This window comes from Aeromicrobium sp. CFBP 8757 (assembly GCF_014841755.1).
Classification (GTDB): Bacteria; Actinomycetota; Actinomycetes; order Propionibacteriales; family Nocardioidaceae; genus Aeromicrobium.
Map to the genome: position 1 here is coordinate 325,067 of NZ_JACYUM010000004.1, position 26,133 is coordinate 351,199.

Annotated in this window: 21 protein-coding genes and 1 pseudogene; 7 read left to right on the forward strand and 15 right to left on the reverse strand. The window is 71.3% G+C overall.

Annotated elements, in window-relative coordinates:
- Window position 1: 1 nt before the first annotated feature.
- The 3 genes from IFT73_RS13525 to IFT73_RS13535 all read right to left on the reverse strand — a co-directional run bounded on the left by IFT73_RS13525 (window position 2) and on the right by IFT73_RS13535 (window position 14,227).
- Window positions 2–10,267, reverse strand: coding sequence for a calcium-binding protein (locus IFT73_RS13525; RefSeq protein WP_192168074.1), 10,266 nt, complete (start codon window positions 10,265–10,267; stop codon window positions 2–4).
- Window positions 10,268–10,299: 32 nt separating this feature from the next.
- Entirely contained in the window at window positions 10,300–12,105 is a 1,806-nt protein-coding gene (locus IFT73_RS13530; RefSeq protein WP_192168075.1) for an Ig-like domain-containing protein, read from the reverse strand.
- Window positions 12,106–12,460: 355 nt separating this feature from the next.
- Window positions 12,461–14,227, reverse strand: coding sequence for a GNAT family N-acetyltransferase (locus tag IFT73_RS13535; RefSeq protein WP_192168076.1), 1,767 nt, complete (start codon window positions 14,225–14,227; stop codon window positions 12,461–12,463).
- Between the two features lie 19 nt (window positions 14,228–14,246).
- Here IFT73_RS13535 and IFT73_RS13540 point away from each other — a divergent pair, with 19 nt between their 5' ends.
- The 3 genes from IFT73_RS13540 to IFT73_RS13550 are packed head-to-tail and all read left to right on the forward strand — an operon-like array spanning window position 14,247 to window position 15,862.
- Complete coding sequence (locus IFT73_RS13540) at window positions 14,247–15,029, forward strand: alpha/beta fold hydrolase (RefSeq protein ID WP_192168077.1); 783 nt, start codon at window positions 14,247–14,249, stop codon at window positions 15,027–15,029.
- Between the two features lie 31 nt (window positions 15,030–15,060).
- Window positions 15,061–15,510 (forward strand): hypothetical protein, encoded by a 450-nt coding sequence (locus IFT73_RS13545; protein WP_192168078.1) that lies wholly within the window; start codon window positions 15,061–15,063, stop codon window positions 15,508–15,510.
- 16 nt (window positions 15,511–15,526) lie between these two features.
- Window positions 15,527–15,862: a hypothetical protein gene (locus IFT73_RS13550; protein WP_192168079.1), complete on the forward strand. Its 336-nt coding sequence runs from the start codon at window positions 15,527–15,529 to the stop codon at window positions 15,860–15,862.
- On the opposite strand, the gene IFT73_RS13555 is transcribed toward IFT73_RS13550, so the two are convergent.
- From IFT73_RS13555 to IFT73_RS13595, 10 genes and pseudogenes are all read right to left on the reverse strand, one after another.
- Window positions 15,859–16,704, reverse strand: coding sequence for a hypothetical protein (locus tag IFT73_RS13555; protein ID WP_192168080.1), 846 nt, complete (start codon window positions 16,702–16,704; stop codon window positions 15,859–15,861). The two genes, IFT73_RS13550 and IFT73_RS13555, sit on opposite strands and share 4 nt — an antisense overlap.
- A gap of 23 nt (window positions 16,705–16,727) precedes the next feature.
- On the reverse strand, window positions 16,728–17,243 hold the full coding sequence (locus IFT73_RS13560; RefSeq protein WP_192168081.1) for a hypothetical protein: 516 nt from the start codon (window positions 17,241–17,243) through the stop codon (window positions 16,728–16,730).
- A gap of 95 nt (window positions 17,244–17,338) precedes the next feature.
- Window positions 17,339–17,803: pseudogene (locus tag IFT73_RS18655) on the reverse strand (nuclease-related domain-containing protein); the annotation flags it as partial.
- 15 nt (window positions 17,804–17,818) lie between these two features.
- Window positions 17,819–18,163, reverse strand: a complete 345-nt coding sequence (locus IFT73_RS18660) for a hypothetical protein (protein WP_197984174.1) — start codon at window positions 18,161–18,163, stop codon at window positions 17,819–17,821.
- Between the two features lie 27 nt (window positions 18,164–18,190).
- Window positions 18,191–18,724 (reverse strand): hypothetical protein, encoded by a 534-nt coding sequence (locus IFT73_RS13570; RefSeq protein ID WP_192168082.1) that lies wholly within the window; start codon window positions 18,722–18,724, stop codon window positions 18,191–18,193.
- A gap of 211 nt (window positions 18,725–18,935) precedes the next feature.
- Window positions 18,936–19,574, reverse strand: a complete 639-nt coding sequence (locus IFT73_RS13575; RefSeq protein WP_192168083.1) for a fasciclin domain-containing protein — start codon at window positions 19,572–19,574, stop codon at window positions 18,936–18,938.
- A 37-nt stretch (window positions 19,575–19,611) separates the two neighbouring features.
- Window positions 19,612–20,298 (reverse strand): anti-sigma factor, encoded by a 687-nt coding sequence (locus IFT73_RS13580; RefSeq protein WP_192168084.1) that lies wholly within the window; start codon window positions 20,296–20,298, stop codon window positions 19,612–19,614.
- A complete protein-coding gene (locus tag IFT73_RS13585) occupies window positions 20,295–20,840 on the reverse strand; it encodes an RNA polymerase sigma factor (RefSeq protein ID WP_192168085.1) in 546 nt (181 codons plus the stop codon). Before IFT73_RS13585 ends, IFT73_RS13580 begins: the two co-directional genes overlap by 4 nt.
- Window positions 20,841–20,940: 100 nt before the next feature.
- Window positions 20,941–22,029 (reverse strand): redox-regulated ATPase YchF, encoded by a 1,089-nt coding sequence (gene ychF / locus IFT73_RS13590; protein WP_192168086.1) that lies wholly within the window; start codon window positions 22,027–22,029, stop codon window positions 20,941–20,943.
- A 19-nt stretch (window positions 22,030–22,048) separates the two neighbouring features.
- The gene (locus IFT73_RS13595; protein WP_192168087.1) at window positions 22,049–22,570 is read right to left on the reverse strand and encodes a GNAT family N-acetyltransferase; all 522 of its coding nucleotides are present in this window, start codon (window positions 22,568–22,570) and stop codon (window positions 22,049–22,051) included.
- Window positions 22,571–22,672: 102 nt separating this feature from the next.
- Here IFT73_RS13595 and IFT73_RS13600 point away from each other — a divergent pair, with 102 nt between their 5' ends.
- A complete protein-coding gene (locus tag IFT73_RS13600) occupies window positions 22,673–23,107 on the forward strand; it encodes an RNA polymerase sigma factor (RefSeq protein WP_192168088.1) in 435 nt (144 codons plus the stop codon).
- On the opposite strand, the gene IFT73_RS13605 is transcribed toward IFT73_RS13600, so the two are convergent.
- Complete coding sequence (locus IFT73_RS13605; protein WP_157432675.1) at window positions 23,088–23,255, reverse strand: zf-HC2 domain-containing protein; 168 nt, start codon at window positions 23,253–23,255, stop codon at window positions 23,088–23,090. The genes IFT73_RS13600 and IFT73_RS13605 overlap by 20 nt on opposite strands.
- A 50-nt stretch (window positions 23,256–23,305) precedes the next feature.
- A complete protein-coding gene (locus IFT73_RS13610) occupies window positions 23,306–23,962 on the reverse strand; it encodes a LysE family translocator (protein ID WP_192168089.1) in 657 nt (218 codons plus the stop codon).
- Between the two features lie 54 nt (window positions 23,963–24,016).
- On the opposite strand from IFT73_RS13610, the gene IFT73_RS13615 reads away from it, so the two are divergent.
- From IFT73_RS13615 to IFT73_RS13625, 3 genes are all read left to right on the forward strand, one after another.
- On the forward strand, window positions 24,017–24,343 hold the full coding sequence (locus IFT73_RS13615) for an antibiotic biosynthesis monooxygenase (protein WP_192168090.1): 327 nt from the start codon (window positions 24,017–24,019) through the stop codon (window positions 24,341–24,343).
- Window positions 24,344–24,499: 156 nt separating this feature from the next.
- Window positions 24,500–25,579: a DNA recombination protein RmuC gene (locus IFT73_RS13620; protein ID WP_192168091.1), complete on the forward strand. Its 1,080-nt coding sequence runs from the start codon at window positions 24,500–24,502 to the stop codon at window positions 25,577–25,579.
- Window positions 25,576–26,007, forward strand: a complete 432-nt coding sequence (locus IFT73_RS13625; RefSeq protein ID WP_192168092.1) for a DUF6542 domain-containing protein — start codon at window positions 25,576–25,578, stop codon at window positions 26,005–26,007. The genes IFT73_RS13620 and IFT73_RS13625 overlap by 4 nt, the downstream gene beginning before the upstream one ends.
- Window positions 26,008–26,133: the final 126 nt, after the last annotated feature.

Sequence of the window (26,133 nt, forward strand, 5' to 3'; positions counted from 1 at the left end):
GTCAGCGCTCGCAGACGAAGCCGGGGCGCCCGGGGTACCTGGTGACCCGCTCGTTGAACGGGATCGCGATCTCGCTCGACCCCACCGCGCCGGACGCCTTGGCGATCTCACGCAGCGCCTTGATCGTCGACGCGCTCGACTCGTCCATGACCTTGCCGGTGCCGCGCCCCGTGCGGCACGTCTTGAAGACGTTGACCTTGGCACGCCAGTCGATCAGCCGGTCGCCCTGCACCCGCTTGCCGCCGGCGACGTCGCCCTCGTCGGCCTGCAGGCCGTCCGCGCCCGAGCCGCCGAACAGCAGGTCACCGCCGTTGGTCGTGCGCCGACGCCCGTCGGTGTCGGCCGACGGTGCCGCCACCTTCCAGAGCGGCGTGTGGCTCGCGCGACGCTTGACGTCGAGCAGGTCGTTGCCCTCGCCGCCGAACACGCGGTCGTGGTCGCCGCCGCCCCACAGGGCGTCGTTGCCGTCGCCGCCGAAGACGACGTCCTTGCCGCCGCCCGCGTTGACGACGTCCTTGCCGGCACCGGCGTGGACCGAGTCCGCGCCGTCGTCACCGATGACCAGGTCGTCGCCACCCTGGCGCGCGTGCGTCAGGGTCACGACGCGAACGAGGCTGCCCCGGGGGCGGACGAGCTCGCGCACGAACGACTTCTTGTCCTTGACCGTCCGGCTGACCGCGCCGAGCGCCGCCGCCTGGGTCGGGACGTCGACACCCTGGTCGCCCACGATCGCGTCGTCACCGACACCGCCGACCAGCACGTCGCCCGGCACGACCGCGCCGGCGTAGGTCTGGCCCGGACGCTTGGTGCGCGTGCTGTCGAACTGACCGTAGAGGTCGTCGTCGCCCTGACCGCCGGCCAGCCGGTCGCTGCCGGCCCAGACGCCCGGCACCTTGTCGGCCATCGCGACCTTGCGGACGGCGTGCGGGCCCGAGGCCCCGCCGCCGAGCAGCGCGACCGGTCCCCCCCGGGTGATGCGGCCGTTGTCGCCCAGCAGGACGTCACGGGCGTCGCCGCCGTCGAGCACGTCGTTGCCGTCGACCAGGCCGGACGCCGACACGTCGGTCGTCCCGCCCGGCGCCGTCAGCAGGCGGTCGACGACCGAGCCGCCGTCCACCGTGATGACCGCGCCGGTGCGGCTCGAGCCGCCGCCGACCAGGTCGTCCTCGCCGCTGCCGCCCGTCAAGGAGTCGGCACCGTCGTTGCCCTCGAGGTAGTCGGTGTCGCCGCCGCCGCCCAGCGCGTCGTCACCGGCCTGACCGAACACGAGGTCGCGGCCGTCCTCGCCGTCGATGCTGTCGCTGCCGCCCGTGCCCGCGGCGGCGCCCTTCGACGCCGTGGCCAGGTCGAACAGCAGCACCGATCGCATCGGCGTGCCGTCGATGCGGGTGAGACCGGTGAGGTCGATCCGGGCGTTGTCGCCCGCGAGGACGTCGTCACCCGAACCGCCGGTCATGACGTCGCGGCCGTCGAGCTGGCCGCTGCCGTCGCGCGACGGCGAGATGACGCCGTCCTTGGACGAGCTGCCACCCGTGAGGATGTCGTCGCCGGCACCGCCGTCGATCGTGTCGACGTCGGCACCGCCCTCGAGGACGTCGACGCCGTCGTCACCGTCGAGCGCGTCCTGACCGCTCTGACCGAAGATCCGGTCGAAGCCCCCGCCGCCCGCGATCGTGTCGCCGCCGGACGTTCCCTCGGCCGGGGCCCTGCCCGGCGCCGGCGCGTCGAGCAACGAGACGAACAGCGAGGTGCCGTCGGTCGGGTTGCCGTTGTCGCCGAGGATCTCGTCGTCGCCGCCGTCGCCCATCAGCACGTCGCCGGTGTCGGCCGTCTTCGCGGTCCACGATCCGCCGACGATCTTGTCGTCGTCCGCGCCACCGCTCACGGTGTCGCGACCCGAACCGCCCTCGACCGCATCCGCGCCGTCGCCGGCGGTGATGACGTCGTCGCCTCCCTGGCCGAACACGAGGTCGTCCTCGGCTCCGGCACTCATGGTGTCGCCGCCGCTGGACTCCGCCGCAGGCGCGGGACCGTCCGTCACGGGCACGTCGAACAGGTCGACCGCGACCTCGTCGCGGACGCCCCGCCACCTCGACCGGGTGCCGGTCGTGACGCGCAGACGGGCGTTGTCGCCCACCAGGACGTCCGATCCCGGCTTGCCGTCGACCCCGCCGTCGCCGATCACCTGGTCGCCGCCGTCCGCGACGCCCTCGGCCGAGCGGTCGGTCGTCACCGCGCCGGTCGTCGACGATCCGCCGACCAGCAGGTCGTCACCGTCGTCCCCCTGGACGAGGTCGACCTCGGAACCACCCTCGACGACGTCGTCGCCCGGTCCGCCGTACGTCTCGTCCCGGCCGTTCTGGCCGAAGACGAAGTCGTTGCCGACGCCGCCGTAGGCGAGGTCGTCGCGGCCCGTCGTCAGGGGCGTGCCCAGGAGCGTCACACCGACACCGGCGATGGCCGTCTTGTCGATCGGCGTGCGCGACAGGATCGCGTTTCCGCCAACGACGACGTCGTCGTCGCCGTCGCCCAGCACCTCGTCGCTGCCATCGGGGTCACCGGCCGTCGAGCCACCGCCGGCCAGGAGGTCGTTGCCGCCCCCGCCGCGCAGGACGTCGTCGTCGGCGTTGCCGAAGAGGATGTCGTCGCCGCGGTCGCCGGCGACCAGATCGTCGCCGGAGTCACCGTGGAGCGTGTCGTTGCCGAGACCGCCGCGGACGAGGTCGTTGCCCGACCCGCCCCGGACGTTGGTGTCGTTGCCCGCACCCGCATCGATGTAGTCGGCGCCGGCTCCGCCCGACAGCCTCGTGTCGACCTCGTCGCCGCCGAGGATGCAGTCGCCGTTGCCGGCGGCCAGCGTGATGCCGGCCAGGTCCACCGGTCCGGTGTCCCCGAGCGCGTCGGCCGTGCGCGGCTGGACGGTGCCGTTGCCGTTGAGGTCGATCAGGCCGTCCTTGAACACGATGCCGTCGATGGCACCCTCGAACGGGGCTCCCCCGGCATCCAGGACCGCACCGTCGCGGACCACCATGCCCTCGAGCAGTCCGTCGTCGTTGCCGGCCAGGTCGCCGTCCAGGTCGATGCGTCCGCCGACGATGCTCGTCGACACGTCGCACACCATGCTGCGGGCACTGGCCGTGTCGTCCGCCGGCATCGGATCGACCTCGGCGGACCCAGCGGTGTTGTCGCCGTCCACCGTGTCGATGCCGGCCTCGCCGACGAGCAGGTCGGAACCGCCGCCGCCGGCGATCACGTCGTCGCCGACACCACCGCGGACGAGGTCGTCGCCGTCGTCGCCCTTCAGGTCGTCGGCGCCGCCCGCACCGTAGATGCGGTCGACCCCGGGCCCACCGCGCACGACGTCCGGACCCTGCAGCTTGACGTCCACGTCGGTGTCGTCACCGCGCAGCAGGTCGTCACCTGCGCGACCGCAGACGCGGTCGGCTCCGGCACCGCCGGAGAGCAGGTCGCCGCCCGCGCCACCGATGACCACGTCACCGTCGCCGCCGCCCGTCACGTTGTCGGGACCCACCTCGCCGGGTGCGCCCGGGTCGGCGCACTGCGTCGCGATCTGGTCGGCCGACGGGAGCACGACCGTCTTGATGTCGTCGACGTCGACGTCGAGCAGCTCCTTGGTCGAGCTCACGCCCACGACCGAGGTCGAGGCGGACGTGTCGAACGTCGCGCGGTCGGCGCTGTACGCACCTCCCACGACGACGTCGGAGCCGTCGCCGCCGGTCACCTTGTCGGCACCGTCGCCACCGACGACGAGGTCACCGGAGTCGAGGGTCGGACGGATCGCGTCGGCGGACACGTTCGGGAACTGACCGTCCCTGTCCGCGCCGACGCCGCCGTCGACGACGTCCTTGCCGGCCTCGCCGCGGACCTCGTCGGCACCCGGACCGCCCGACACCTTGTCGTCGTCGTCGCCGCCGAGCAGGCGGTCGTGGCCCAGTCCACCGTTCAGGAGGTCGTTGCCCGTTCCACCCGTCACGACGTCGTTGCCCGTGCCCGAGTTGATCGTGTCGTCACCGTCGTCGCCGTCGACCACGTCGTCGCCGTCGGAGGTGTCGATCGTGTCGGCCGCCCCACCACCGGTCGCGTAGACCGGCGTGTCGAACACGGGATAGCCGGCGTCACCGGGCGTGAGCATCTCGGGCTCGCCCTTGGCGTTGGTCGTCACCGTCGGGATCGCGAACGCCCGGATCGTGTCGGACCCGGACCCGCCGTCGGCGACGACGACCGTGCCCTCGTCGACCTCGTAGTTCTGCACGAGGTTGAAGGCGCTGACCTGCAGGAGCACCTTGCCACCCTTGGGCTGACCCACCTGACGGACGGTGTACTTCTCGTCGATGTCGGTGAATGCCTCGCGCTTGCTGCTCTCGCTGCCCATCGTCAGCACGAGGGCCTTCTGGGTCACCGCCTTGCCCTGGGCGTCGGTCCGCGAGACGGTCTGCTCCGTCGCCAGCACGGGGGTCTTGACCTCGCAGTTGAAGTCGAAGATCTTGAGGCGCGGACTCTTCAGGAGCGTGAAGTCCTCGTACAGCGTGTAGAAGAGGAAGTCGATCAGGACGAAGAACGACAGCGAGAACGAGATGCCCGACGAGACGTCGAAGGCACACGCGGGTCCGCGCGAGGAGCCCGCGAACTCGTCGGTGTAGATCTTGCCGTCACCGTTCGGGTCGAACGCGTTGAGCGACAGGTCGAGCGTCACGCCTCCGTTGAGGCCCACCGAGACGATGCCCACCGTGACGGCCACACCGGCGGTGATCGTGAAGGTCAGCTTGATCTCGGGGACGTCCACGCCGTCCTCGAGGTCGTTGATGTAGAAGCCGTCGCTGAACAGCTTGGGCTTGGTGCCGCCGGCAAGGACCTTCTCGAACTCGCCGATGTCGCCCGTGCTGAGGCTGTCGATCTTGCGCGACAGACCTCTGGTGTCGAAGCCGAAGGCGAACCGTCCGTCGAAGCCGACCTCGCCGCCGACCACCACGGTCGCTGGGATGACGCCGAGGACGAACGGCCCGAACGTCCGCTGGACCTTCTTCTTCAGGCCCGCGTGGCCGAGGTCGACGTACAGCATCGTGGCGTCGCCCGTGTCCTGCAGGAGCTTCATGATCTGCGAGGTGTCCTGGAGCACGGGCAGCGAGACGCTCGGCAGGCTGAAGTACGGCGTGTTGACCGAGGTCTTGTCGATCTTCGTGCCGGGAGCGTCCTTGTCGAGCTTGCCCTTACCGAGCTTGTCGAGGGTGCTTCGCTTGCAGCGACCGCTGTCGCCCTTGCCACCGGTCTCGCGCTTGTACTCCTTGCCGTCGACCGTGCCGGTCTCGGTGCAGCCGCCGAGCTCGATCTTGGACGGTGCCACCTTGAAGCCGCCGATGTCGTTGGCTGCGATGTCACGCAGGTCGGGGTCGCTGGACTTCGGGTCCTTCGGCACGACGACGTTCTGCAGCTGCAAAAGGTTGAGGATCACGTTGATGGGGGTCTTGCCGCCCTGCAGCAACGACAGCATGGTCGTCTCGTCGCTGCTGCCGGAGAGCTTGCCGAGCTCGGTGACCACCGGGATCGGCTTCGTCAGCTGGTCGACGGCCGGGTTGAGCGGTGCCAGCCAGGCCAGGGCCTTCTCGAACCCCGGCAGCACGGCGTCCCGCAGCGTGCCGACGTCGAGCTTCAGACGGCCGTAGTCGAGGCTGCCGTACGTGCCGTCCCAGTTCAGCAGGACGGTGCCGACCACGTCGAAGAACCCGGCCTCGCCGGCGAACGACTCGAAGTACGCCGAGACGCGTCCCGCGCCGGTCGCGGTCGTGGTCGCCTTGACCTTGCCGTCGTACAGGGCCGGCACGTAGACCTTGCCGTCCTGCGCGTCGGCGGGCGCGACGAAGTCGACCGCGATCTTCGCGTCGACGTACGTGCTCTTGCCGTCGGCCTGCTTCTGGTCGACCAGGACGGACGGGAACTTGCCGACGTAGGCGTCGACGCATCGAGAGCCGTTGCCCGGAGCGCTGTCGATGGCGTCGTCGTCGACGACCTTCGACGGCTTGTTGACCGAGTCGAGCCACGTCTTGGCCCGTCGCCAGGAGTGGCACGTCGCATCGGGCACGCCCGACTTCTTGTACGTGTCGAGCGTCGCGTCGACGTCGACGGTCAGCATCGGCTTGTTCGCGACGACCGCGGGCAGTCGCAGGTACGCCCCGGCCCCCCGGGTGACGCCGACCGTGGCGTCGAGCGTCCACATGGCCTTGGCCGGCACGGTGCTGGTCGTGACGATCGTCGCGCCGCTCGGGCCGACCTGGAACGGCACGTCGACGGCGTCGGCAGCCTTGCCCGCCAGCGCCAGCTTGACCTCGACGTCCGTCACGGTCGAGACCGGATCGGCGTCCTTGCAGGTCTCGGTGCACGTGATGGCAGGCGTCGCGGAGACGATCGTGACGCGCTTGTCGCTCACGCCGGTCAGCGCCTTGCCGAGCTCTGACGTGAGGTCGGCGACGGTCTTCTCCTTGTCGTCCGCGGGCTTCATCGCGGTCTCGACGCCCTGCATGGCCGAGCGGACCGTCGACACGAACTTCTTGACGTCGCCGGGGACGTCCGCACCGGCGTCGAGGTTGGTGCCGACCAGCGGCAGGCTCAGCGGGACGGTTCCCGTGGGCGACTGCTTGCCGTTCGCGTCGAGCAGCACCTGGTCGCCGTCGAGGGCGTCCGTCAGGGTCTGGCTGAGGCCGTTGAGCCCCTCGGCCAGGAAGCGGTACGCGATGGGCTGCGCCTTCATGCTGCCGCCCGTGCCGTTCGAGGTCTCGTCGGCGCGCAGCGCCACCTCCACGGTGGACGTGGCCGGGTCGCTGACGATCGGCAGCTTGATGCACGCGGCGATCTCGGAGGCCCTCGGCACGGTCTTGGTCAGCGAGCAGTTCTGGGCGGAGGCGTCCTGCGGGATCGACCGGGTCTGCTGCATCTGCGAGCGCAGCGAGTCGAGGGGCATCCAGGTGCCGGTCGATCCGCGCGGGCTCGTGACCGCCTGGACGCCGATGCCGACCTTGATGTCGGCCTTGGCCCCGGACGTGACGCGAGCCGAGCCGTAGTCGGTGGGCTTGTCCGCCAGCCGCGTCTCGACGTCGTCGCCGTTGCGCTCGACGTTCTTGATGACTTCCTTGGTGGCCGTGTCGGCGCGCACGACCGAGCTGACGTCGGTCAGGTTGACGCCGAGCACGACCGTGGCCGACGACTCGACGGCGACGGGCAGCGTCACCGGGTCCTCGACGTCGTCCTTCTTGTTGCCGACGACCGTGACCTGGCTCGGTCCGTCGGCGAAGCGCAGGGCAGGCTTGCGCGAGCCCTTCGCGCCGAGCGAGGACTCGAGCACGAGGCGTCCGCCGTCGGCGGTCTCGAGCCGGAAGTCGAGCGTGGGGGTGCCGACCGCGACGTTGCCCTCGCCCTTGACGGCCTTGGCCAGGAGGGCCGAGAACTCACGCGAGAAGCTCTGCATCGACGACACGTCGACCGGGTCGGGCGTCGCGGAGCCGTCGACCGGCGCCGGGGGCTCGATCTTCGCGCGGATCTGCCGGATGGCCTCGCCGAGGCTGTTGCGCGCCACGCTGATCTCGCTCGGGACGAGGTCGACCAGAGGAAAGCTGCGGTTGGCGTTCAGGGACGGGTCGGGCGCCTCGAACGCGTTGAGCACCGTGGCGAGGTCCTCGATCACGATGTCGCGCAACGCGTCCTGGTCACCCTCGATCAGGTAGGGGTGGCCCTCCCCCACGACGCCGCGGTCCGCCAGCGGCCCCTTCGTGCAGGTGAGCTCGTGCGGGCCCACGACCACGAAGGTCGTGCAGATCGTGCTGCTCGAGCCCTCGACACCCAGGTCGTAGAGGGAGCGCAGCACCGTGCGGTCGTCCGTGCTCGTGCCGGTCACGCCGAACTGCTTCTCGAAGTCTGCGGTGGAGTCCTTGATCGTGCCGTCGGCGCTGCCGGCGGTCATGACGGCCTGACGGGAGGGGACCACGTCGAGCAGCCGCAGCTTGTCGTAGCCGGCCGTGGCCGTGATCGACGGCAGACGGTCGGGGACGAGCTTGGACCAGCCGGCCTGGATCGTGCCCTTGTCGTCGAAGGGGCGCTTGCCCTTGGTCTGGTACGAGGCCTGGACGTCCAGCGTCGCCTTCGCGGACAGGCCGCGCTCGGCCTTGATGCCCTTCGCGGCCGCGGACGAGTCGGTCAGCAGGTCCTTCAGCGTCACCGCACCCGACACGGTCTCCTTGCTCGGCAGGGGCACGTCCGAGGTCGGGACCGTCAGGGACGCGGCCTTGCCGGACTGCTCGACCGAGTAGTCGGTGACGTCGACGTCGGCCTGCAGGAACCCGATGCGGGCGACCATGCGGGCGTTCTTGGGCAGGGACGCCGTCGCCTTGTCGACCTGGTAGACCAGGCCGTCGTCGCCCGGCTTCAGGTAGAAGGTCGGCTCGGTCGGGACCGGCTGGCCCGCGACCGGCGTCGCCTCGGGCGGCAGGCCGATGCCGAAGGCGGCGTCGAACAGGCGACCCTTCGTCGCGACGACGGCCTCGCCCGACTGAGGGGTGACCTTGCCGTTCTTCTGGTCTCCGGTGGGCACGCACTCGCGAGGCTCGTCGGCCGCCCCCTGCGCCGCCTGGCACAGACCGGCCAGACCGGTCATCGGGGCCAGGTTGCCGTTGCCGCCGGTCGAGACCTTGACGCCGTCGCCGTCCGGGGTGCCCTTCTGCTCCACGGCGATCTGAAGGGACTTCTTGTCCGGGTCGAACGTGACGGCGCCGCCCAGGCCGAGGTCGTCGACGGCCTGACCCAGGTCCTGGATCGACGAGATGGCTGAGCGGGCGGTACGGCTCGCGCCGTCGTCCCCGGTGAAGTCGACGATGAGGGTCGGGAAGCCGTCGCCCTTGGTCACGGTGACGTTGTTGGTCGGCTTGCGACCCACGGTGCCCGCGGTGTCCGTGCTGAAGTCGACCGCGCCGTCCGGCGAGCTCCAGTCGATCGTCTCTTTGGACTTGGCATCGAGGTTCGTCGTGATGGCCTGGCAGTAGCGGGCCTCGCCCGGCTGCGGCGCGCCCGACGGCGGCAGCGTGTCGGCGGCACCGCAGACGATCGTCGCGGTCGCCTGCTGCGTCAGCAGCCCGACGAGCTGGGCACCCGGGGAGAACAGGTCGCTGAGCGATCGGTCGAGCAGCGGGAACGACTGGTCGACCTCCGCCTCGAGCGTCTGGACGGCGCCCGTGTACTGCGTGAAACCGGTCAGTGCCTGCAGTCGCGTGACGGAGGTCAGGTCCCTCATCGCGGCGCTGCGCTTCGGCGCGCCCACGACCGGGTAGGTCGTCGTGTCGTCCGTGCGGGGACCGACGGTCAGCGTGCCGGTGGCCTGGTCCGAGATCGGAGTGCTCAGGTCGATCGCCATCGACACGGCGTCACGGGCCGGAAGGCCGGTCGTCACGAACATGTCCGTGGCCTCGCTGAACCGGAGGTCCTCGGTCGTGATCTGGCCGCGACCGTTGGGGTCACGCAGCTTCAGGACCGTGGTGCTGTCGATCGTGGCCTTGCCCGTCGCGTCGAGCTGGACGAAGCCGTCGACGGCCTTGAACGCCGGGATCTGGACCTCGTCGGCGCCCTCGTCGGTGCCGGCGTTGCTGGACCACAGGTGCGTGGTCAGGGTGGAGTCGCCCACCACGGCGAATCTGCGCAGGGCCGGCACCGACGAGTCGTCGACGTAGCGGAAGCGGATCGTGGCGTCGAGCGAGCCGGCGAGCTGGTCGCCGAGCTTGGCGGTGCCGAACTCGATCTGGTCGGTCTTGTAGGTGAGCGCGACCGAGCGCGCCTTGCGCAGCGAGACCTTCATCGTCCACTCGCGGCTCTTCGCCGGCGCGCCGGGCGACGTCACGGCGTCCTTGATCTCGATCGGTCCTCCCTCGGGGAAGGCCTCTGCGAGGGTGTCGAGCGTCGTGTCGCCCTTCGCCGACAGCTTGTCGGTGACGATCGAGCCGATCGCCGTGTCGAGCGAGAGCAGGTCTCGCACCGACGTGTCGGTCAGCGGGAGGTCGTCCGACAGGGCCGGCTGCTCGGCCGACGCCGCGAGCGCGCCGCCGAGCTGGATCAGACCCTGCCGGACCTCGGAGATCGGCGTCGGCTTGTCGGAGCCGGGATCGGCGGCGGCCGCCGGCGACGTCCCCATCATCGGGAACAGCAGCGCGAAGGAGGCCACAGAGGCCACCGCGGCCGTGCGACGAGCGGTGAAGACGAGCGGTCGCAGCGACATCGCGGAGGTCCTTTGAATGGGAGTGAAGAAGGTCAGCGAGTCTTGTAGCCGTTGGAGCGATCGGCGACGGTCTTCGTCGTCGAGCGGACCTGGGCGACGTACGTCGTCCGCGAGCTGCGGTTCGTGTCACGGACCACGAAGCTCGCGGTGCCCTTGCGGCCCAGCGTCCTGGACCCGACCCGCTTCTCGACGCCCTTGACGACGCGGTAGAGATCGACCCGGGCGCCGGCCGCGACGCGTCCGGCGGCAACCGTCAGACGGTCCGCGCCGCGTCCCGCCGTGGTGCCCTTGGTCCTGGCCAGACGGGCCCGGACCGTCGCGCCGAAGGCGGCGGTGCCCGTCAGCTCACGACGACGGACGCCGTCGGTGACCTCGGCGGTGATCGTGGCGCGGCCGCGGGCCGTGCCGATGAAGCTGTACGTGGCCTCGCCGGCCGCGTTGGTCGTGCGGGTCGCGACGACGTCGCCGCGGACGGCGTCGGGGCCGTAGCGCAGGAAGCGCACGTCCCAGCCGTTGACGGGGTTGCCCTGCTGGTCGACGACGCGGACGGTCTGCGTGACGGTCGAGCCGACGCGGACGGTGTCGGCGGCCGACGACGAGATCGAGAAGCGCGAGGCACCGAACGAGATCTCGTACGTCGTCGAGGCGGTCGACGTGGTGACGTCCTTCACGCCCTTCACCGGCGTGCCGCCGGTGCCGTAGACCGTCGTCGGGGCCTCTTCCCACAGGCCGTTGACGTCGATCGTGCCGGCCTCGAACGAGGTCAGCCAGATGTCGCCGAACGTGTCGAGGTCGGCGACCATCTCGTCGTCGCTGTAGTCGTAGTCGTCGACGTTGCGGGTGTAGCCGAGGCCGATCGAGATGTCGGTGCCCGCGTTCTTCGCGACGGGGTTGCCGAACTGGTCGAGGGCGAAGACGTCGTAGAACGTGCGGTTGCCGGCCAGGGCCGGGTTGACCGGGCCGTCCTGCTCACCAGCGGGCGACAGGCGGATCGCGACACCACCGTTGAGCGGGTTGTCGGTGCTCCACGCGGCGTTCGTGCCGGAGGTCGTCACGCCGGCGACCGTCACGGCGGCGGCGACCTTCGCGTCGTCGTCGAAGCCGGCGTCACGGGCGATGCCGAGGTCGAAGTCGATCTGGCCGTCCTGGTCGGTGAGTCCGGTCAGCTTCGTGCCGGCGCTCTCGAGGTCTCCGACACGGCTGCCGGCGGCCGGGGTCGGCGCGGCGCCGGGGGTGAAGAAGCCGTGGTCGACCGTCAGCGAGAACACCTGTCCGGCGACGGGCTTGCCGTTGGCGTCCTCCACCGTCAGCGTGCCGCCCTGGGCGAGGCCCGGCGTGCTGCCGCCGAGGCCCGTGACCGTGGCGGTGCTGCCGGCGGGGGCGGCGTTGCCCACCGTGAAGGTCCTCGTGACCGACGGGGCTCCGGTCGTGCCAGCGGGCTCGTCCTCGAGCACAGCGTCCAGCGCGTAGGTTCCGGCGCCCTGGCTGACGGGGAGCGCAACCGTGAAACGACCCTTGACGTCGGTGGTCTGCTCGTCGAAGCCGGTGGCCGGGAGCGTGACGCTCTTCGCGCCCGTCCCGAACGGGGTGTACTCCCACGTGTAGCGCAGGTCCTGCGCGTCGTCGACGTCGTAGGCACCGGCCGAGTCCTCGACCTGCACGGCGATGTCGTCGGCGGCGTAGTCGGACGGCTGGAAGGCCGCTCCGTCCTGCGAATCGACGGTCAGCGTGAGCGTCGTTGCGGGTGCCGCGGAGGCGGGGGTGAACTGGAACGCGGAGCTGACGAGGACGGCGGTGACGCCGAGGCCGAGTGCGCGCGTGAACGTGACGGTCTTCATGATGATGTCTTCCCTGCTCGCGGGAAGAGACTTCCCGACCGGATGCCCACCGGTGCAGGGGCGTCGCCGGGAGCTCGCGGGTGTTGATCACGCGTCCTCCAGATCACCCATCCCCCAGGTGATGCGCATGAAGCGTAACCGCGATTTTCACCGATCCGACACGGATTCTGAGAATCAGTCACGAAGGACTAGTCACTGCTTCCACAAGGACTAGACGGGCAGGAGCGGGCCGCCCGGCGTAGGCTCGGACCACCGGTCTCGCGCCGCCTTTTCCACGGCGCGATCCCGTTCTCGAGAGGCCCAGCCACCCGCGGCACGGGCCTCTCGGCCTGTCCGGGGCCGGCGAACCTCCGGGTCAGAGCCCGCGCTTCAGACCCACGTGGCTGGTCTCGTAGCCGAGCCGCTCGTAGAACGTCCGGGCCCGCTCGCGCACCTCGTCGGTCGTGACCTGCGCCAGCGACGCACCCCTGGCACGTCCGTGCTCGTGGGCCCACCGGAGCATCGCCGCGCCGAGTCCGCGCGACCGCTCGCCGGCGGCGACCCGCAGGCCCTCGATCTGCAGCCGCGTCGTGCCCGATCGCAGCAGGCCCGGGATGATCGTCAGCTGCATCGTCGCCACCACGACGTCGGCCTCGTCCCGCACGACGGCGAGGTACTGCGACGTGTCGCGCGCGACGACGTCGAAGGCGGTCTCGTACCGGGCCTCCTCCGCGCTCTCACGGGCGCGACCCAGCTCGTCGTCGGCCAGCAGCGCGACGACGGCGGGGACGTCGGCCCGCACGGCCCGCTGCACCCGGAACCGTCGGTCGCCGACGTCGAGCCGGCTGCCCGCCGACGAGTGCGCGACGCCCCGCAGCCGCTCGACCAGCAGGTCGAGCCAGCCGCCGACGTGCGTGCGCGCCTCGTCGGTGTCGGGGTAGCGGCAGCGCAGGTGCAGGCCGCTCTCGTCGAGGATGAACCACAGCATGACGCCGTCGGTGCGGATCGCCGCCCCGATGTACTGCGCCTCGAGGCCAGCCGCGTCGACCCGCACCGGCAACCGGCGCAGGTCGAGCCACGAGATCGCGAACATGCCCGGGGCCTCGGGCATGCCGCCCCACGGCGCCAGGACGTCCTCGAGCGGCCACGAGCCGAGCTGCACGGCCTCCTTGACGGCGGCGGCGCAGGCACGCGGGTCGGGATCGGCCGACTCGAGGACCGAGTTGGTGATGAACCAGCCGACCGAGTCGTGCCACGTCGACTCGTACCGGCTGTGCACGGGGAACACCGCCCGCAGCGACGTGCCCGCCAGCTCGCGGGTCACGTCCGTCATCGCCGACACCGCGAGGGCCAGGGTCGAGACGTTCTCGGCCCGGGCCTGCGCCGAGAACGCGGCACTGTCGTCGACGTCGAGCACGTCGCGCACCTCGACCCGTTCGGGCTGCGGCACCGGCTCGCCGAGCGGCAGCGCGAAGCGCGGCATCGTCCCGCCACTGCCGTCGATGATCTCGCGCCAGCGACGGTGCACGTCGTCCGGCGCGGGTGGGCGCTGCTGCAGGGCCGCGGAGTGCTCGGCGAAGGCGGGCGCCTCGGCCAGGGCGGGTGCGCGACCCGCTCGGACGTCCGCGAGCGCCGCGAGCAGGTCGCGGACGATCACGAGCATCGACCACATGTCGACGTGCGAGTGGTCGGCCGCGACGACGATCGTGGGGCCGGCGGCGGTCTCGAGCACGCTGAGCCGGTGCGACGGCGACGCGTACGGGGTGCAGGCGCTGTCGAGCTGGTCGCGCAGCGCGTCGTTGACCGACTGGCCCGCCGCGACGGGGTGCTCGACCCAGCCGCCCGCCGAGACCTCGACCTCGTGCAGCTGCGGCTCGCCGTCGTCCCCGGGCACGAAGGCCGAGCGCAGCGTGCCGTGGCGCGCGACCACCGCGAGCCAGGCGTCGGCCAGCGCGTCGCGCGGCACCGGCTCGCGCAGACGGAACGAGATCGCCATCCACGAGCCCGGTCGGTCACCGGCGCCGACGTGGCGGCGCTGGTCGAACGACACCGTGAGCGGACGGCCCGGCTCGGACACCCTCACGTCGTACCCCATCAGTCGTCCGAAGGGGAGGCGCAGATGGGCGACGTTGGTCAGTCGCATGGCCGATACCCTAGCCGTCGTGAGCACCTTCGCGGTCCCGGGAGCCGACCTGGCCGTCGACCTCAGCGACGAGGGCGGTCACGCCGTCGTCCAGCTGCACGGGCTCACGTCGAGTCGCTCGCGCGACCGGCTGCTCGACCTCGACCTCGGGCGGGGGCTCAGCGGCACGCGGCTGCTGCGCTACGACGCACGCGGGCACGGACGCTCGACGGGCCGTGCCGAGCCCGACGACTACCGGTGGGACCACCTCGCCGACGACCTGCTGCGCCTGCTCGACGCGTTCTTCCCCGACGAGCAGGTGCACGGGGTCGGGCCGTCGATGGGCACCGCGACGCTGCTGCACGCGGCCGTCCGCGAGCCCGAGCGGTTCAGCGGGTTGACGCTGCTCGTGCCACCGACCGCGTGGGCGACCCGTGCCGCGAAGGCGGACGACTACCGTGCCGCGGCGCTGCTCGTCGAGGAGCGGGGCGTCGACGTGTTCGTCGAGGCCGGGCGGCTCGCGCCCGTCCCGCCCGCGACCGCGGGCCTGCCCGAGACCCGGCCCGACGTCGACGTCGACCTGCTGCCGTCGCTGTTCCGCGGCGCCGCGGCGAGCGACCTGCCGTCGGCCGAGGCGATCGCGACCGTCGACGTCCCGACCTCGATCCTGGCGTGGGTCGACGACCCGTCGCATCCCCTGTCGACCGCGATGGCCTTGGTCGACCTGATGCCGTCGGCGACGCTCGCGGTCGCCGAGACCCGCGCCGACCTCGAGACGTGGCCCGCCCTGCTCGCCGCCGACGTCGCCCGCCACGGGGCGTGACGTCGTGAAGCGGTGGGGGCGCAGGACCGGGGTGGGGGCCGACGCGGAGTTCACCTTCGACGGCACCCCCGATCAGCGGTTCCAGACCTGTGAAGACTGCGGCGAGGAGCACGAGGGCCGGACGGGCTTCGTGCAGCTGGGCGGGAGGCCTTACGCGGTCTACTTCGCCGACTGGTACCCCCACACCTACGAGACGTACGTCGACGTCGTCATGGGGTCGTTCGCCGGGCCCGACCACGACGACAACGTGACGTTCGGCTGCTGGTACGGCCACGTCGACGGGCAGGCCGAGATCGCCGCGTCGCTCGTCCCGCCGCTCCGACACTCCGGGGCGATCATGGGCCGGGCCCTCGACCGCGAAGCGGCGCTGCAGCACCCGCTGCTGCCTGACATGTGGCGCGTCACCGACTGGCTCGTCGAGAACGACGACCTGCTGCACCGCACGGTCTTCCACGCGCCACCACGTCCCGCGGCCGGCTGAAACGAGGATGGAGCCCGTGATGCGTTACGTCGACCACGAGCCCGGCGCGTGGTTCCTGGTCGAGCAGGACGACGTCCTCCTGCTCGACGCCCGCTACAGCTACAGCGCGCTGATCGACACCTCGGCGCTCATCAGGCTCGACGACTCCGAGCGGGACGCGTACCGGGCCGGCGGTCACGCGTACCTCTCCGACCTCGCGCACCGCGTCCACCACAGCGGCCCCTACCGCGAGGAGTCGCCGTACTACTCGCGCGACCTCTACCGAAGCGCTGACAGCACCGCGCTGCGCGCCGCCGTCGGCGCCGCGATCGTCGACCACACGTGGATCGCCGAGCAGCGCAAGACCGACTAGGGCGTCAGGCGGACGACCAGCGGACCGTCGGGTATCCGGGCCAGCGTGACGTCGTTCTCGTCCAGGACCAGCTCGGCCTCGACCGACTCGCCCGCGGGGACGTCGACCCGGTGGACCGCGAGCCCCATCCCGTCGACGACGAAGGCCAGGTCGTGCTCGCCTGCCTCGACCCGGACCGAGGTCGACTCCCCCGCCCGCAGCTCGGCGACCAGGTGCGCGTCGAGGTGCACGGCCAGGACCAGCCCGAACGCCCATCGGTTCGAGGGTCGACGCAGGCGCAGCTCACCGTGCCCGGCGTCCCGCCGCAAGGGTGGGGCCTCGCGGTGCTCCTGCGCCGCACGTCGCGATCGAACCGCCGCGACGGTGACCGCCACGACGAACACGCACCAGCCGGCCAGACCGGGCAGGGCGTCCGACCAGTCGCCGTCGAGAAGGTCTGCCCCGACCCATGTCATGACGAGCAACGCCCAGCTCGCCAGCCCCGCGTTCGACACGTACCGGTACGCCGTCGGCCACGGCCTGTCGCCGCCGGGCGGGTCGTCGCGTCGACGCACGTTCTCGACGAGAGCCCACCCGCAGCCAGTAGCCGCCACGGCGAGGAGCACCGAGACCCACCAGTAGCCGGCGGCGAGATGCAGCACCGCTCCCACCGCGATCAGCACGACGCCGGCGGTCCACGCGGTCCCGATGAACCACCGCTTACGTGTGCCGGCTCTCGCGAGAACTCGGCCACGCGCGGGGGCCGCCCTCACCGACCGCAGGCCCCGAACCGAGTGCATCGCGACGACGACGAAGACGCCCTGCCAGAGCAGGGTCGCGCTGCTCCCGGACTCGTACGGCATGTCGCTCCTCGGCGGCGGTGGGGTCAGCTCGGCTTGACGCAGTCGGCCAGGCCGAAGCCGAGCTCGGTGCTCTCGACCTTGTCTCCCCAGCTCAGCCAATCGGCGTCGGCGGGCGACTCGAGGTCGAACTGGGATGCGGTGAACTGGCCGACGGGTCCCAGGAGCTTCCCCTCCGCGTCCAGCGCGAAGTAGACGGGTCCGTCGAATCCGCCGATGCCCCCCGACGTGTCCTCGCCGCCGAGGACCACCGAGACCTGCAGAGCGACGAGCTGGTCGGCACCGAACTCGCGATCCTTCTCGGGCAGCTTCGCGACACTGGCGTCGAGCGGCTCCAGACGTTTGATCAGCACGCCGGGGCTTCCATCGGCCAGGGTCGGACGGAAGTCGGTCCGCGCGCCCGCCATGATCTGCTGGACGACCGTCGAGTCGGCCCCGTCGCACGATCCCGCACCTGCGTCACTCTCGCTGTTCGCGTCGCACGCTGCACCGGTCGCCACGATCGCGGCGCCGATCCCGCACGCCAGAGTTTGCCTCAGCATCGCGCGATCGTAACAGCGTGTTTCGCACAACAACCCTCGACCGCGGGCGTCGTCTGGCCGATGAACTGACGCCGACGCGGCCGACCCGCGGCTCCTCACGCCGGCCGCAGAGCCGCGGCGAGGTCACGATGGGTCCGCTCGACGGCGTCGAGCGTCATCGATCCGTCAGCTGCGAGGAGAGGGTAGAGCTTCCGCGGCCAGAGGACCGAGACTCCTCGCGTCGCGAACGAACCGCCGATGAGCGGCCAGTCGGCCTCGACGAAGCAGAGCACCGCGTGCACGGCGACATCATCACCGACCACTCCCCTCACGACGTCCACCTGCTTCAGCACCCCGTCGACGAGCTTGGTGCCGTCACGAGAACCGACCATCAGCTTCTCGACCCGAGGCCTCAGCACGCCGCCCTCGACCTTCAGCCGCGGACGGCCGGCGTACTTCTTCGCATCGATGACGTAGATTCCGGTCGGCGTCACGGCGAGGTGGTCGATGTTGGCGCGCGACCCCGGGACGCGCCGGTCGTGCAGCACGCGCAGGCGGTCGGACGCCAGCTCGTTCAGCCGGTTGCCGAGGCGCTCCTACCCCAGGGCACCGGTGTTCCAGGCGGCGGTCGACTGCGGCTCGTCCGACACCGCGAGCATAAAGCTGCCGATTCTCGGGTGCCTGGCACGGACCCTCCGCTCGCGGCCGTCCCGCCGACGCTCGAACTCGCGGCGTGCCGAGGCACCGGGCGTCCCCACGTCGAGGGACCCGTCAACGACGGGGACGTCAGGACGCTCGTCGTGCGCGAGGCAGCGAACCGTCTTGGTGGACCGCTCGTAGACCGCTGCGACCTTCGCCGGGATGTCGATCCCGCACACCCGGCAGGTGCCGGCGAACCGCAGGCGCATGCGCTTCTCGGCCGCCGGCGATGCGTTGCTCATGGGTCATGACCGTAGGCGCGAACGGGTTCACGAGGTGATCGCGTGGCCCACCTCGAGCCGCGCGGCCCTCAGGAGGATCTTGAACGAGAAGAACTCGAGGAGGAACGTCTGCGCCCCGTCCCAGGTCAGCTCGCACAGCTCGTTGTGGGGCTGCCCGGGTTCGTGGTCCTGGTCGGTCGTCCAGTCGGAGATGACGGCGTCGACGAACCGCAGCCTGGTGGGTCGCGAGCTCGGTGGGACGGGCTCGATGTCCAGGGTGAGCGTCGGCAGGGGCACCAACGAGTAGTCGAACGACTCGACGAGGGCGTGGCGCGTGTACGGCACGCCTCCGTCGCCCAGTCTCAGGTCGGTCAGGTCGCCGCTCTCGGCCGCTTCGGCGACCGACGCGTCATCCGCACCGTCGACCTGCGTCCGGGGCAGCGTGAGGGTCGGCCAGTCCTCGATCGATCCATCGACCGGGTACGGGGTGAGGAGCGGGTAGGCGATGTCGCCCCTCTCGCTGATCGCGAATCGCAGCGGAGGGACGTGTCCGCGCGAGGACGTGCGGCGAGGTCTCGACATGACGTGGTCACTCTCTGGAGATCGAGGACCGACCCTCTGGTCGGTCGCGCACTCAGGCGAGGCGACCGACCAGACTGACACGCCTCGCGCGAAGCTTCAACACGTCCGAGAAGCAGGAGCCTCTCGCATCGTCCGGCGCAGCACCGTCCTCACGGGCCGTCCACGCGGGAGCGCGGTCCCGGAGCCACCCGGGACCGCGCTCCCGCGTCGGTCAGAGGTCGAGCGGTCGCAGCACGCGGTTGATGCCGTGGGCGATCTGCCGGTTGCCCTTGTTGATGTCGCTCGAGGACGCGATGACGCGCGGATCGCGGTCGTTCGGGTCGTTGTCGCGCAGGTGGACGGCACCGCGTCGCACCGCGACGCGCAGGTCGGCATCGGTCAAAGCCGTCGCCAGGGTGGCGCCGTTCGCCTTCTGCGCCTGCCGGTACGTGATCGTCGCGCCCGGCACGACGTGGTAGAGCAGCACGGCCTCGAGCGTGTCGACGTCGGCCGCTCCGGCCAGCACCCTGAACACAGACTTCTCCTTGCTCAGCTTGCGGCCCGTCAGGTCGAGCACCAGTCGGCGGAACGCGATGTCCTTCGGCAGGAAGGCGGTCAGCGCCGTCCTGCCGTCGGCGAGGACCGCGACCGGGCTGCCCGGCTTGGCCGCGAGCACCGTCCTCACGGCCTTGTCGAGGATGTCGTAGTCGGACCAGTTGCGGTCGTAGCCGGCGCCGTCGGCGGCCAGCACGCTGGCGAGGCTGTCGGTGCCCCGGGGCTTGTGGCTCGCGGCACCGGCGGGGCCGGCCGGGCTGATCAGCGTCAGTGCCAGACCTGCGGCGACGGCTGTGCTGAGGGTACGAATCTTCATGGGGTTCTTCCTTCCGGGGGGGGTGAAATGCTCGGGGTCAGATCGACCCTGAGTCGTACGAGGCGCGAAGCACGGACGTGACGGAGTGGGCGGGGTCGCCGTTGTCCTCCTGGAGACTGATGTCGACGGCGCTGTAGCTCGCCACGAGGTCGTCGGGCAGCGTGAACGTGGACGCGTCCCCGACGCCGATCTGCCCGAGCGGCAGCATCTTGTTGGTGGTCGGGTCCAGCAGCCACGCGTAGTAGAAGCGGCCGCCGTCCACGGCCGGCAGGCGGTCGGCCTCGATCGTCATGCGGGTCGTCGACGCGGTGTCGTGCGCCATCAGGACGACGCCGGTGGCCGACCCGCCGAACGGTTCGAGCCTCGCCGTCGCGATCGGCCCTCCCCCGGCGTCCGGTCCGGCGCCGGATCCGATCACGGCGGCACCTGTGGCGACACCCACCACGAGCGCCGCGGCGGCGGCGGCCAGCAGGACACGTCGGCGTGGTCGGCGACGGCGCGACAGACCGGTCGGCAGCGGAGGGAGGGGCGCGGGATCCGGCACCGCCGGCCCGAGCCGCCGGGACGCCGACGTCAGCAGGGAGTGCCCCACCGCGAGGTCCGCGAGCTCCTCGAGGCACGGCGCGCAGTCGTCGAGGTGCTCGGAGACGCGGACGACCCCGGCGTTCGTGAGCTCCCCGCGCAGCAGCCCGCCGAGGTCGATGGAGTGGTCGGCCGAGGTCATGATGCTCCCGCGTAGGTGTCGACGGCGCGGATCAAGGCGCTGAGTCGGTGGGTGCCGCGCGAGGCGCGGGCCTTGACCGTCCCCTGGGGGACGTCGAGCCGGTCGGCGATCTCGCGGTGGGTCAGGCCGCTGAAGTAGACCAGCTCGAGCACGATCCGCTCGTGCTCGGGCAGCCGGTTCATCGCGACCCGCACCTCGGCCGCGTCGGCGTGACGCTCGGCCATCTCCCGCCCGTCCTCGCCGACGAGGTCACGGGCCAGGTCGACGTCGACGATGTCGTGCCGCCTGGCGCGCAGCGTGTCGACCGCACGCCGGTGGGCGATCATGAACAGCCAGGTGCTGAGTCGCTGCGACGTGTCGTACCGCCCGGCGCTCAGCCAGACGTCGAGCATCGTGCGCTGGAGCACGTCGTCCGCCTCGTCGGGCCCGACGAACCGGCTCAGGTACGAGCGGAGGCCGGACCCGTAGGCCGCGTACACGTCCGCCAAGGCCCCCTCGTCCTGCTGGGCGAGGCGGATGCCGAGGGCGGCGCCGGGATCCATACCATGTGGTTCGTGCACCACCCTCGGATGGTTGCATGAATTCGGCCCTACCGGCCGTGGGGATGTTCCCGGACGTGCGGGTCAGCCATCAGACGTCGATTCAGACGTTGAAGCGGAACTCCACGACGTCGCCGTCGGCCATGACGTAGTCCTTGCCCTCCATGCGCACCTTGCCGACGCTCTTGGCGGCGCTCATCGAGCCGGCCTCGACCAGGTCGTCGAACGAGACGATCTCGGCCTTGATGAAGCCGCGCTCGAAGTCGGTGTGGATGACGCCGGCCGCCTGGGGTGCCGTGGCGCCCTGCGGGATCGTCCAGGCGCGCGACTCCTTGGGCCCCGCGGTGAGGTACGTCTGCAGGCCGAGGGTCGCGAAGCCGACGCGCGCGAGGGCGTCGAGTCCGGGCTCCTCGACGCCCATGTCGGCGAGCATCTCGGCGCGCATGATCTCGGCGTCCTCGTCGTCGCCCAGCTCGACGAGCTCGGCCTCGCCCTTGGCGTCGAGGAAGATCGCCTCGGACGGGGCGACGAGGTCGCGCATCTGCTGCTTGAGCACCTCGTCGTTCAGCTCGTCGGCGTCGCAGTTGAAGACGTAGATGAACCGCTTGGACGTCATGAGGTGCAGGTCGCGCAGCAGCTCGAGGTCGAGCCCGGCCTTCAGCACGCCGGTGCCGGCCTCGAGCGCCTCCTTGGCCTTCTTGGCCTCCTCGAACACGGGGACGAGCGACTTGTCCTTGCGCGACTCCTTGTCGAGGCGCGGCAACGCGTTCTCGAGGGTCTGCAGGTCGGCCAGCGCCAGCTCGATCGAGATCGTCTCGATGTCGTTGGCGGGGTTGACGTCGCCGTCGACGTGCGTGACGTCCTCGTCGCGGAAGACGCGCGTGACCTGGCAGATCGCGTCCGACTCGCGGATGTGCGACAGGAACTTGTTGCCCATCCCCTCGCCCTCGGACGCACCGCGCACGATGCCCGCGATGTCGACGAACTGGACGGTCGCCGGCAGGATCTTCTCCGAGCCGAAGATCTCGGCGAGCTGGCCCAGCCGCGAGTCGGGGACGCCGACCACGCCGACGTTCGGCTCGATCGTCGCGAACGGGTAGTTCGCCGCGAGGACGTCGTTCTTGGTCAGTGCGTTGAAGAGGGTCGACTTGCCCGCGTTGGGGAGTCCGACGATGCCGATGCTGAGAGCCACGAGGGACGATCCTACGTCGTCAGGGGCGGTCGAGGCGAAACGCCCGCAGCTCCTTGTCGTACCAGTCGGTGCGCAGGCCGAGGTCGGTCATGCCGAGGCGTCCGCAGACGGCCTGGGAGGCGACGTTGTCGGGGTGCGTGACGGCGTACAGCTCGGGCACGCCGAGACCGAAGCCACGGGCGACGAGGGCGGAGGCCGCCTCGGTGGCATAGCCGTTGCCCCACGCGTCGGGGTGGAAGTGCCACCCGATCTCGAGGTCGTCGCGGTCGAGGCCGGCGCTGGCCGGGATCGGCACCAGCATCGCGATCCCGACCGCGGCCGCCGCACGGGTCGAGACGTGGAAGATCCCGGCCGCCGGGTGGTCGCCCGCGCGCCCGGGCTGACGTGCGATGCGCGCGACGGCCTCGTCGCGGTGGTTCATCGGCTCGCCCGAGCCGCTCCACCGCGCGACCTCCCGACGCCCGAACAGGTCGAGCACGAAGTCGGCGTCGTCCATCGTGAAGGGACGCAGCGTGAGTCGTTCGGTCTCGATGGTCGCCACGGCTCGATTCTGTCACCCGTCCGGCGCATGGACGGTCGACGAAAGGGGTAAAGGAGGCCGAGGGCGTGGCCCGGAGAAGGACCCCGAGCGGATGGCAGGACGATGAACAGCACCAGCGAGCAGCACCTCCAGGTCCTCGACCGGCACGGCACCGATCTCCACGCGGTGGCGAGCGTGCTGACGGCCGATCCCGAGCTCGCCGAGCAGCTCGTCGTCGTGGCCGTCCGGACGTCCCTGCCCGACGACGACCTGGCCCGGCTGAGCGGGACGGTCGTCCGCGCCTGGCTCGACGGGCACCCCGAGCAGCTGGAGACGATCACCCCGGCCGTGCCGACGCCCTTGAGTCGCCTGCACGAGCTGCCCGCCCACCAGCGCGCCTCGCTCGCGCTGTGCCGGTTCGGCGGTCACACGTACCGGCAGGCCGCCGATCTGCTGGAGCTGCCGGCCGCGTCGGTCGCCGACCTGCTGACGACCTCGCTGCGGGCCCTGCACGCCGCTCCCCCGGCCGACGGTGGCGTCACGACGCAGGCGGTCTGATCCTCGCGAGCCCGCGCGACGTGACCACGAGGGACGCGACCTCGTCCCAGCACGCGTCGCACGTGCCGAGGTGCCGCTCGAACGTCCACCGCTCGCGGTCGTCGACGGCGTCGACCGCGTAAGCGCCCAGGAGCGCGTGTCCGTCCATGCTGGTGGTTCGCCGCCGCGGGCGCCGAGGACGGGTCGCCCTCCGCTGGGTCAGCTCTTGGAGCCGGTGACGGCCAGCGCCCCGCCGAGGCCGATCATCATGACGCCGCCGCCGGCTCCCATGCGGGCCAGACGTCGGGGGTCACGGGCGAACCACGAGCGGGCGGTGCCCGCCGTGAGCGCCCACGCGCTGTCGCAGGCCAGCGCGATCGCGCAGAAGATGCCGCCGAGCAGGGCCAGCTGCAGCGAGATCGCGCCGGCGTCGCGGCTCACGAACTGGGGCAGGACCGCCACGAAGAACACGATCGTCTTGGGGTTGGTCACGCCGACCACGAAGCCCTCGGCCACGAAGCCCTCGGCCACGAGCCGGCGCGCGGACGGTCGGGACACGAGCAGCTCAGGACCGCTGCCGACGTGGTCGTGCCGATGGCGGATCGCCTGCACGCCGAGGAACACCAGGTACGCCGCGCCGAGCACCTTGACGACCGTCAGGGCGACGAGCGACTGCGCGACGACGGCGCCGATGCCCAGTGACACCGCGACGATCGCGGGCACCATCCCGAGGGCGTTGCCCAGCACGCTGAAGAAGCCCCCGACCCGTCCGAGCGACAGCGAGCGTCCGATCACGAACAGGACGCTGGGCCCGGGGACCACGACGAGGGCCAGTGCCGCGAGCGCGAAGGCGCCGGCGTGGTGGGCTGGCAGCATGCCGTGTCCGTCCGTCCGAGGGGCCACGACGCTATCAGTCCGTAGGCTCGGGACATGACCGTCATCAAGATCAACGCCATCACCGTCCCCGAGGGATCGGGCGACGAGCTCGCCCACCGGTTCGCCGCCCGCGCGGGTGCCGTCGACGGCGCCGCGGGCTTCCAGGGCTTCGAGCTGCTCAAGCCGACCGACGAGCGCACGCAGTGGCTCGTCCTGACCCGCTGGGCCAGCGAGGACGACTTCCAGGCCTGGGTCAGCTCGCCATCGTTCGCCGAGGGACACCGCTCGGCCGCCGAGCGCGCGGGCGGCGACGCCCCGAAGCCCGTCTCGACCCACAGCGAGATCTGGAGCTACGAGGTCGCCGGCGGCTCGCAGGGCTGACCCAGCGCCGCGAGTGGCGCATCGACGTCCCCGAGCGGTGCAGCTCGGTCAGACACGCCGTCCCAGATCGACCAGACCGCACCACTCGCGAAATCCGGTCGGGCCCGGGTGGGCGGCACGGGTGGAACTGTCGGTGGGCGCGGTCAGGATGCGGGTATGGAAGCCTTCCCCCTCCTCCTGACCGCCCTGCTGGCCCTCGTCGCAGGGCTGTCGATCGGCTACCTCCTCGGCGGACGACGCGCGCCCGCCGCGTCCGCGCGCGACCTCAGCCTGTCGCGCGCCGCCACGGCCCAGGCCGTCGAGCCCGTCCGCGAGAGCCTCGACCGCTTCGGCGAGCGGCTCCGGCAGCTCGAGTCGAGCCGCATCGAGTGGCACACGCAGCTGCGCGAGCAGGTCGACGCCGTGAGGGTCACGAGCGACTCGTTGCGCAAGGAGACCGCCTCGCTCGCCACGGCCCTGCGACGCCCGCAGGTGCGCGGCCGCTGGGGCGAGATGCACCTCAAGCGCACCGCCGAGCTCGCCGGCATGCTCGACCACTGCGACTTCGAGCTCCAGGTCAGCACGCACGGCGACTCGCTGCTGCGACCCGACATGGTGGTGCGGCTCGCCGGCGACAAGCGCGTCGTGGTCGACTCCAAGGTTCCGCTCGACGCCTACCTCGACGCCGCACAGGCCGACACCGAGGCCGAGGCCGCCGAGCACCTGCGACGTCACGTCCGCCAGGTGCGCACCCACATCGACCAGCTCGCGGCCAAGTCGTACTGGGCGCAGTTCGACCAGACGCCCGAGTTCGTCGTGCTGTTCGTGCCCGGTGAGTCGATCCTGTCCGCGGCGCTCGAGGCCGAGCCGGGCCTGCTCGAGCACGCCTCGGCCAAGAAGGTCGTCCTGGCCACCCCGACGACGCTCATCGCCCTGCTGCGCACCGTCGCCTACGCGTGGACCCAGGAACAGCTCGCCGCCAACGCCCGCGAGATCCAGACAATCGCCCGCGAGATGTACGACCGCATCGGCACCGTCGCCGGCCACGTCGACCGGCTCGGCCGCTCGCTCGAGACGACGGTCAAATCGTACAACGACGCCGTCAGCTCGATCGAGTCGCGCTTCCTGGTGACCGCGCGGCGCTTCAACGCCCTGCACGTCGCCGACACGCCGGTCGCGGCCCCGCGACTCGTCGAGACGACACCCCGGTCATTGACGGCCCCCGAGCTCGTCGATGAACTACCGTCGGTGCCATGACGCAGGCGGTGCGCACCACCCCTCGCACGGCGCGGCCCGACATGACCGCCCGCCAGGCGATCGTTGCGGCCTGCGTCGCGATGACCGCGATCGTCCTGCTCGACCTCGTCGACGGACGCCTCGACCTGCTCTACTCGGTCGGGTTCGTGCTGATCGCCGTGACGCCGCCCATGGCCGTCGGCGTCCGAAACCTGTTCCCGACCGGCGTGCTCCCGCCGGTGCTGTTCATCGTCAGCCTGCTGCTGGTGTGCCTGTTCGAGCCGTCCGCCATCCGCGTCGAGGGCATGGCGTCCGACGCCGGCACCTTCGCGCGACTGATCGCGGCGACGCTCGACCACGGCATGACGCTGTTCGCGGGCTGCGGCCTGGCACTGGTCATCATCGCGCTGCGCATCCTGACCGACGAACCCCGCTCGCGTCGTCCCTGACGCCGCCCGCGGGCGCAGATTCCCAGGTTCACCTCGGAAGTTTCAGGGGTGAACCCGAGAATCGGGCACCTCACCCTCGTCGCAACAGGGGTGACGCGTCGGACTCCGGGGTTCACGCCGGAACCC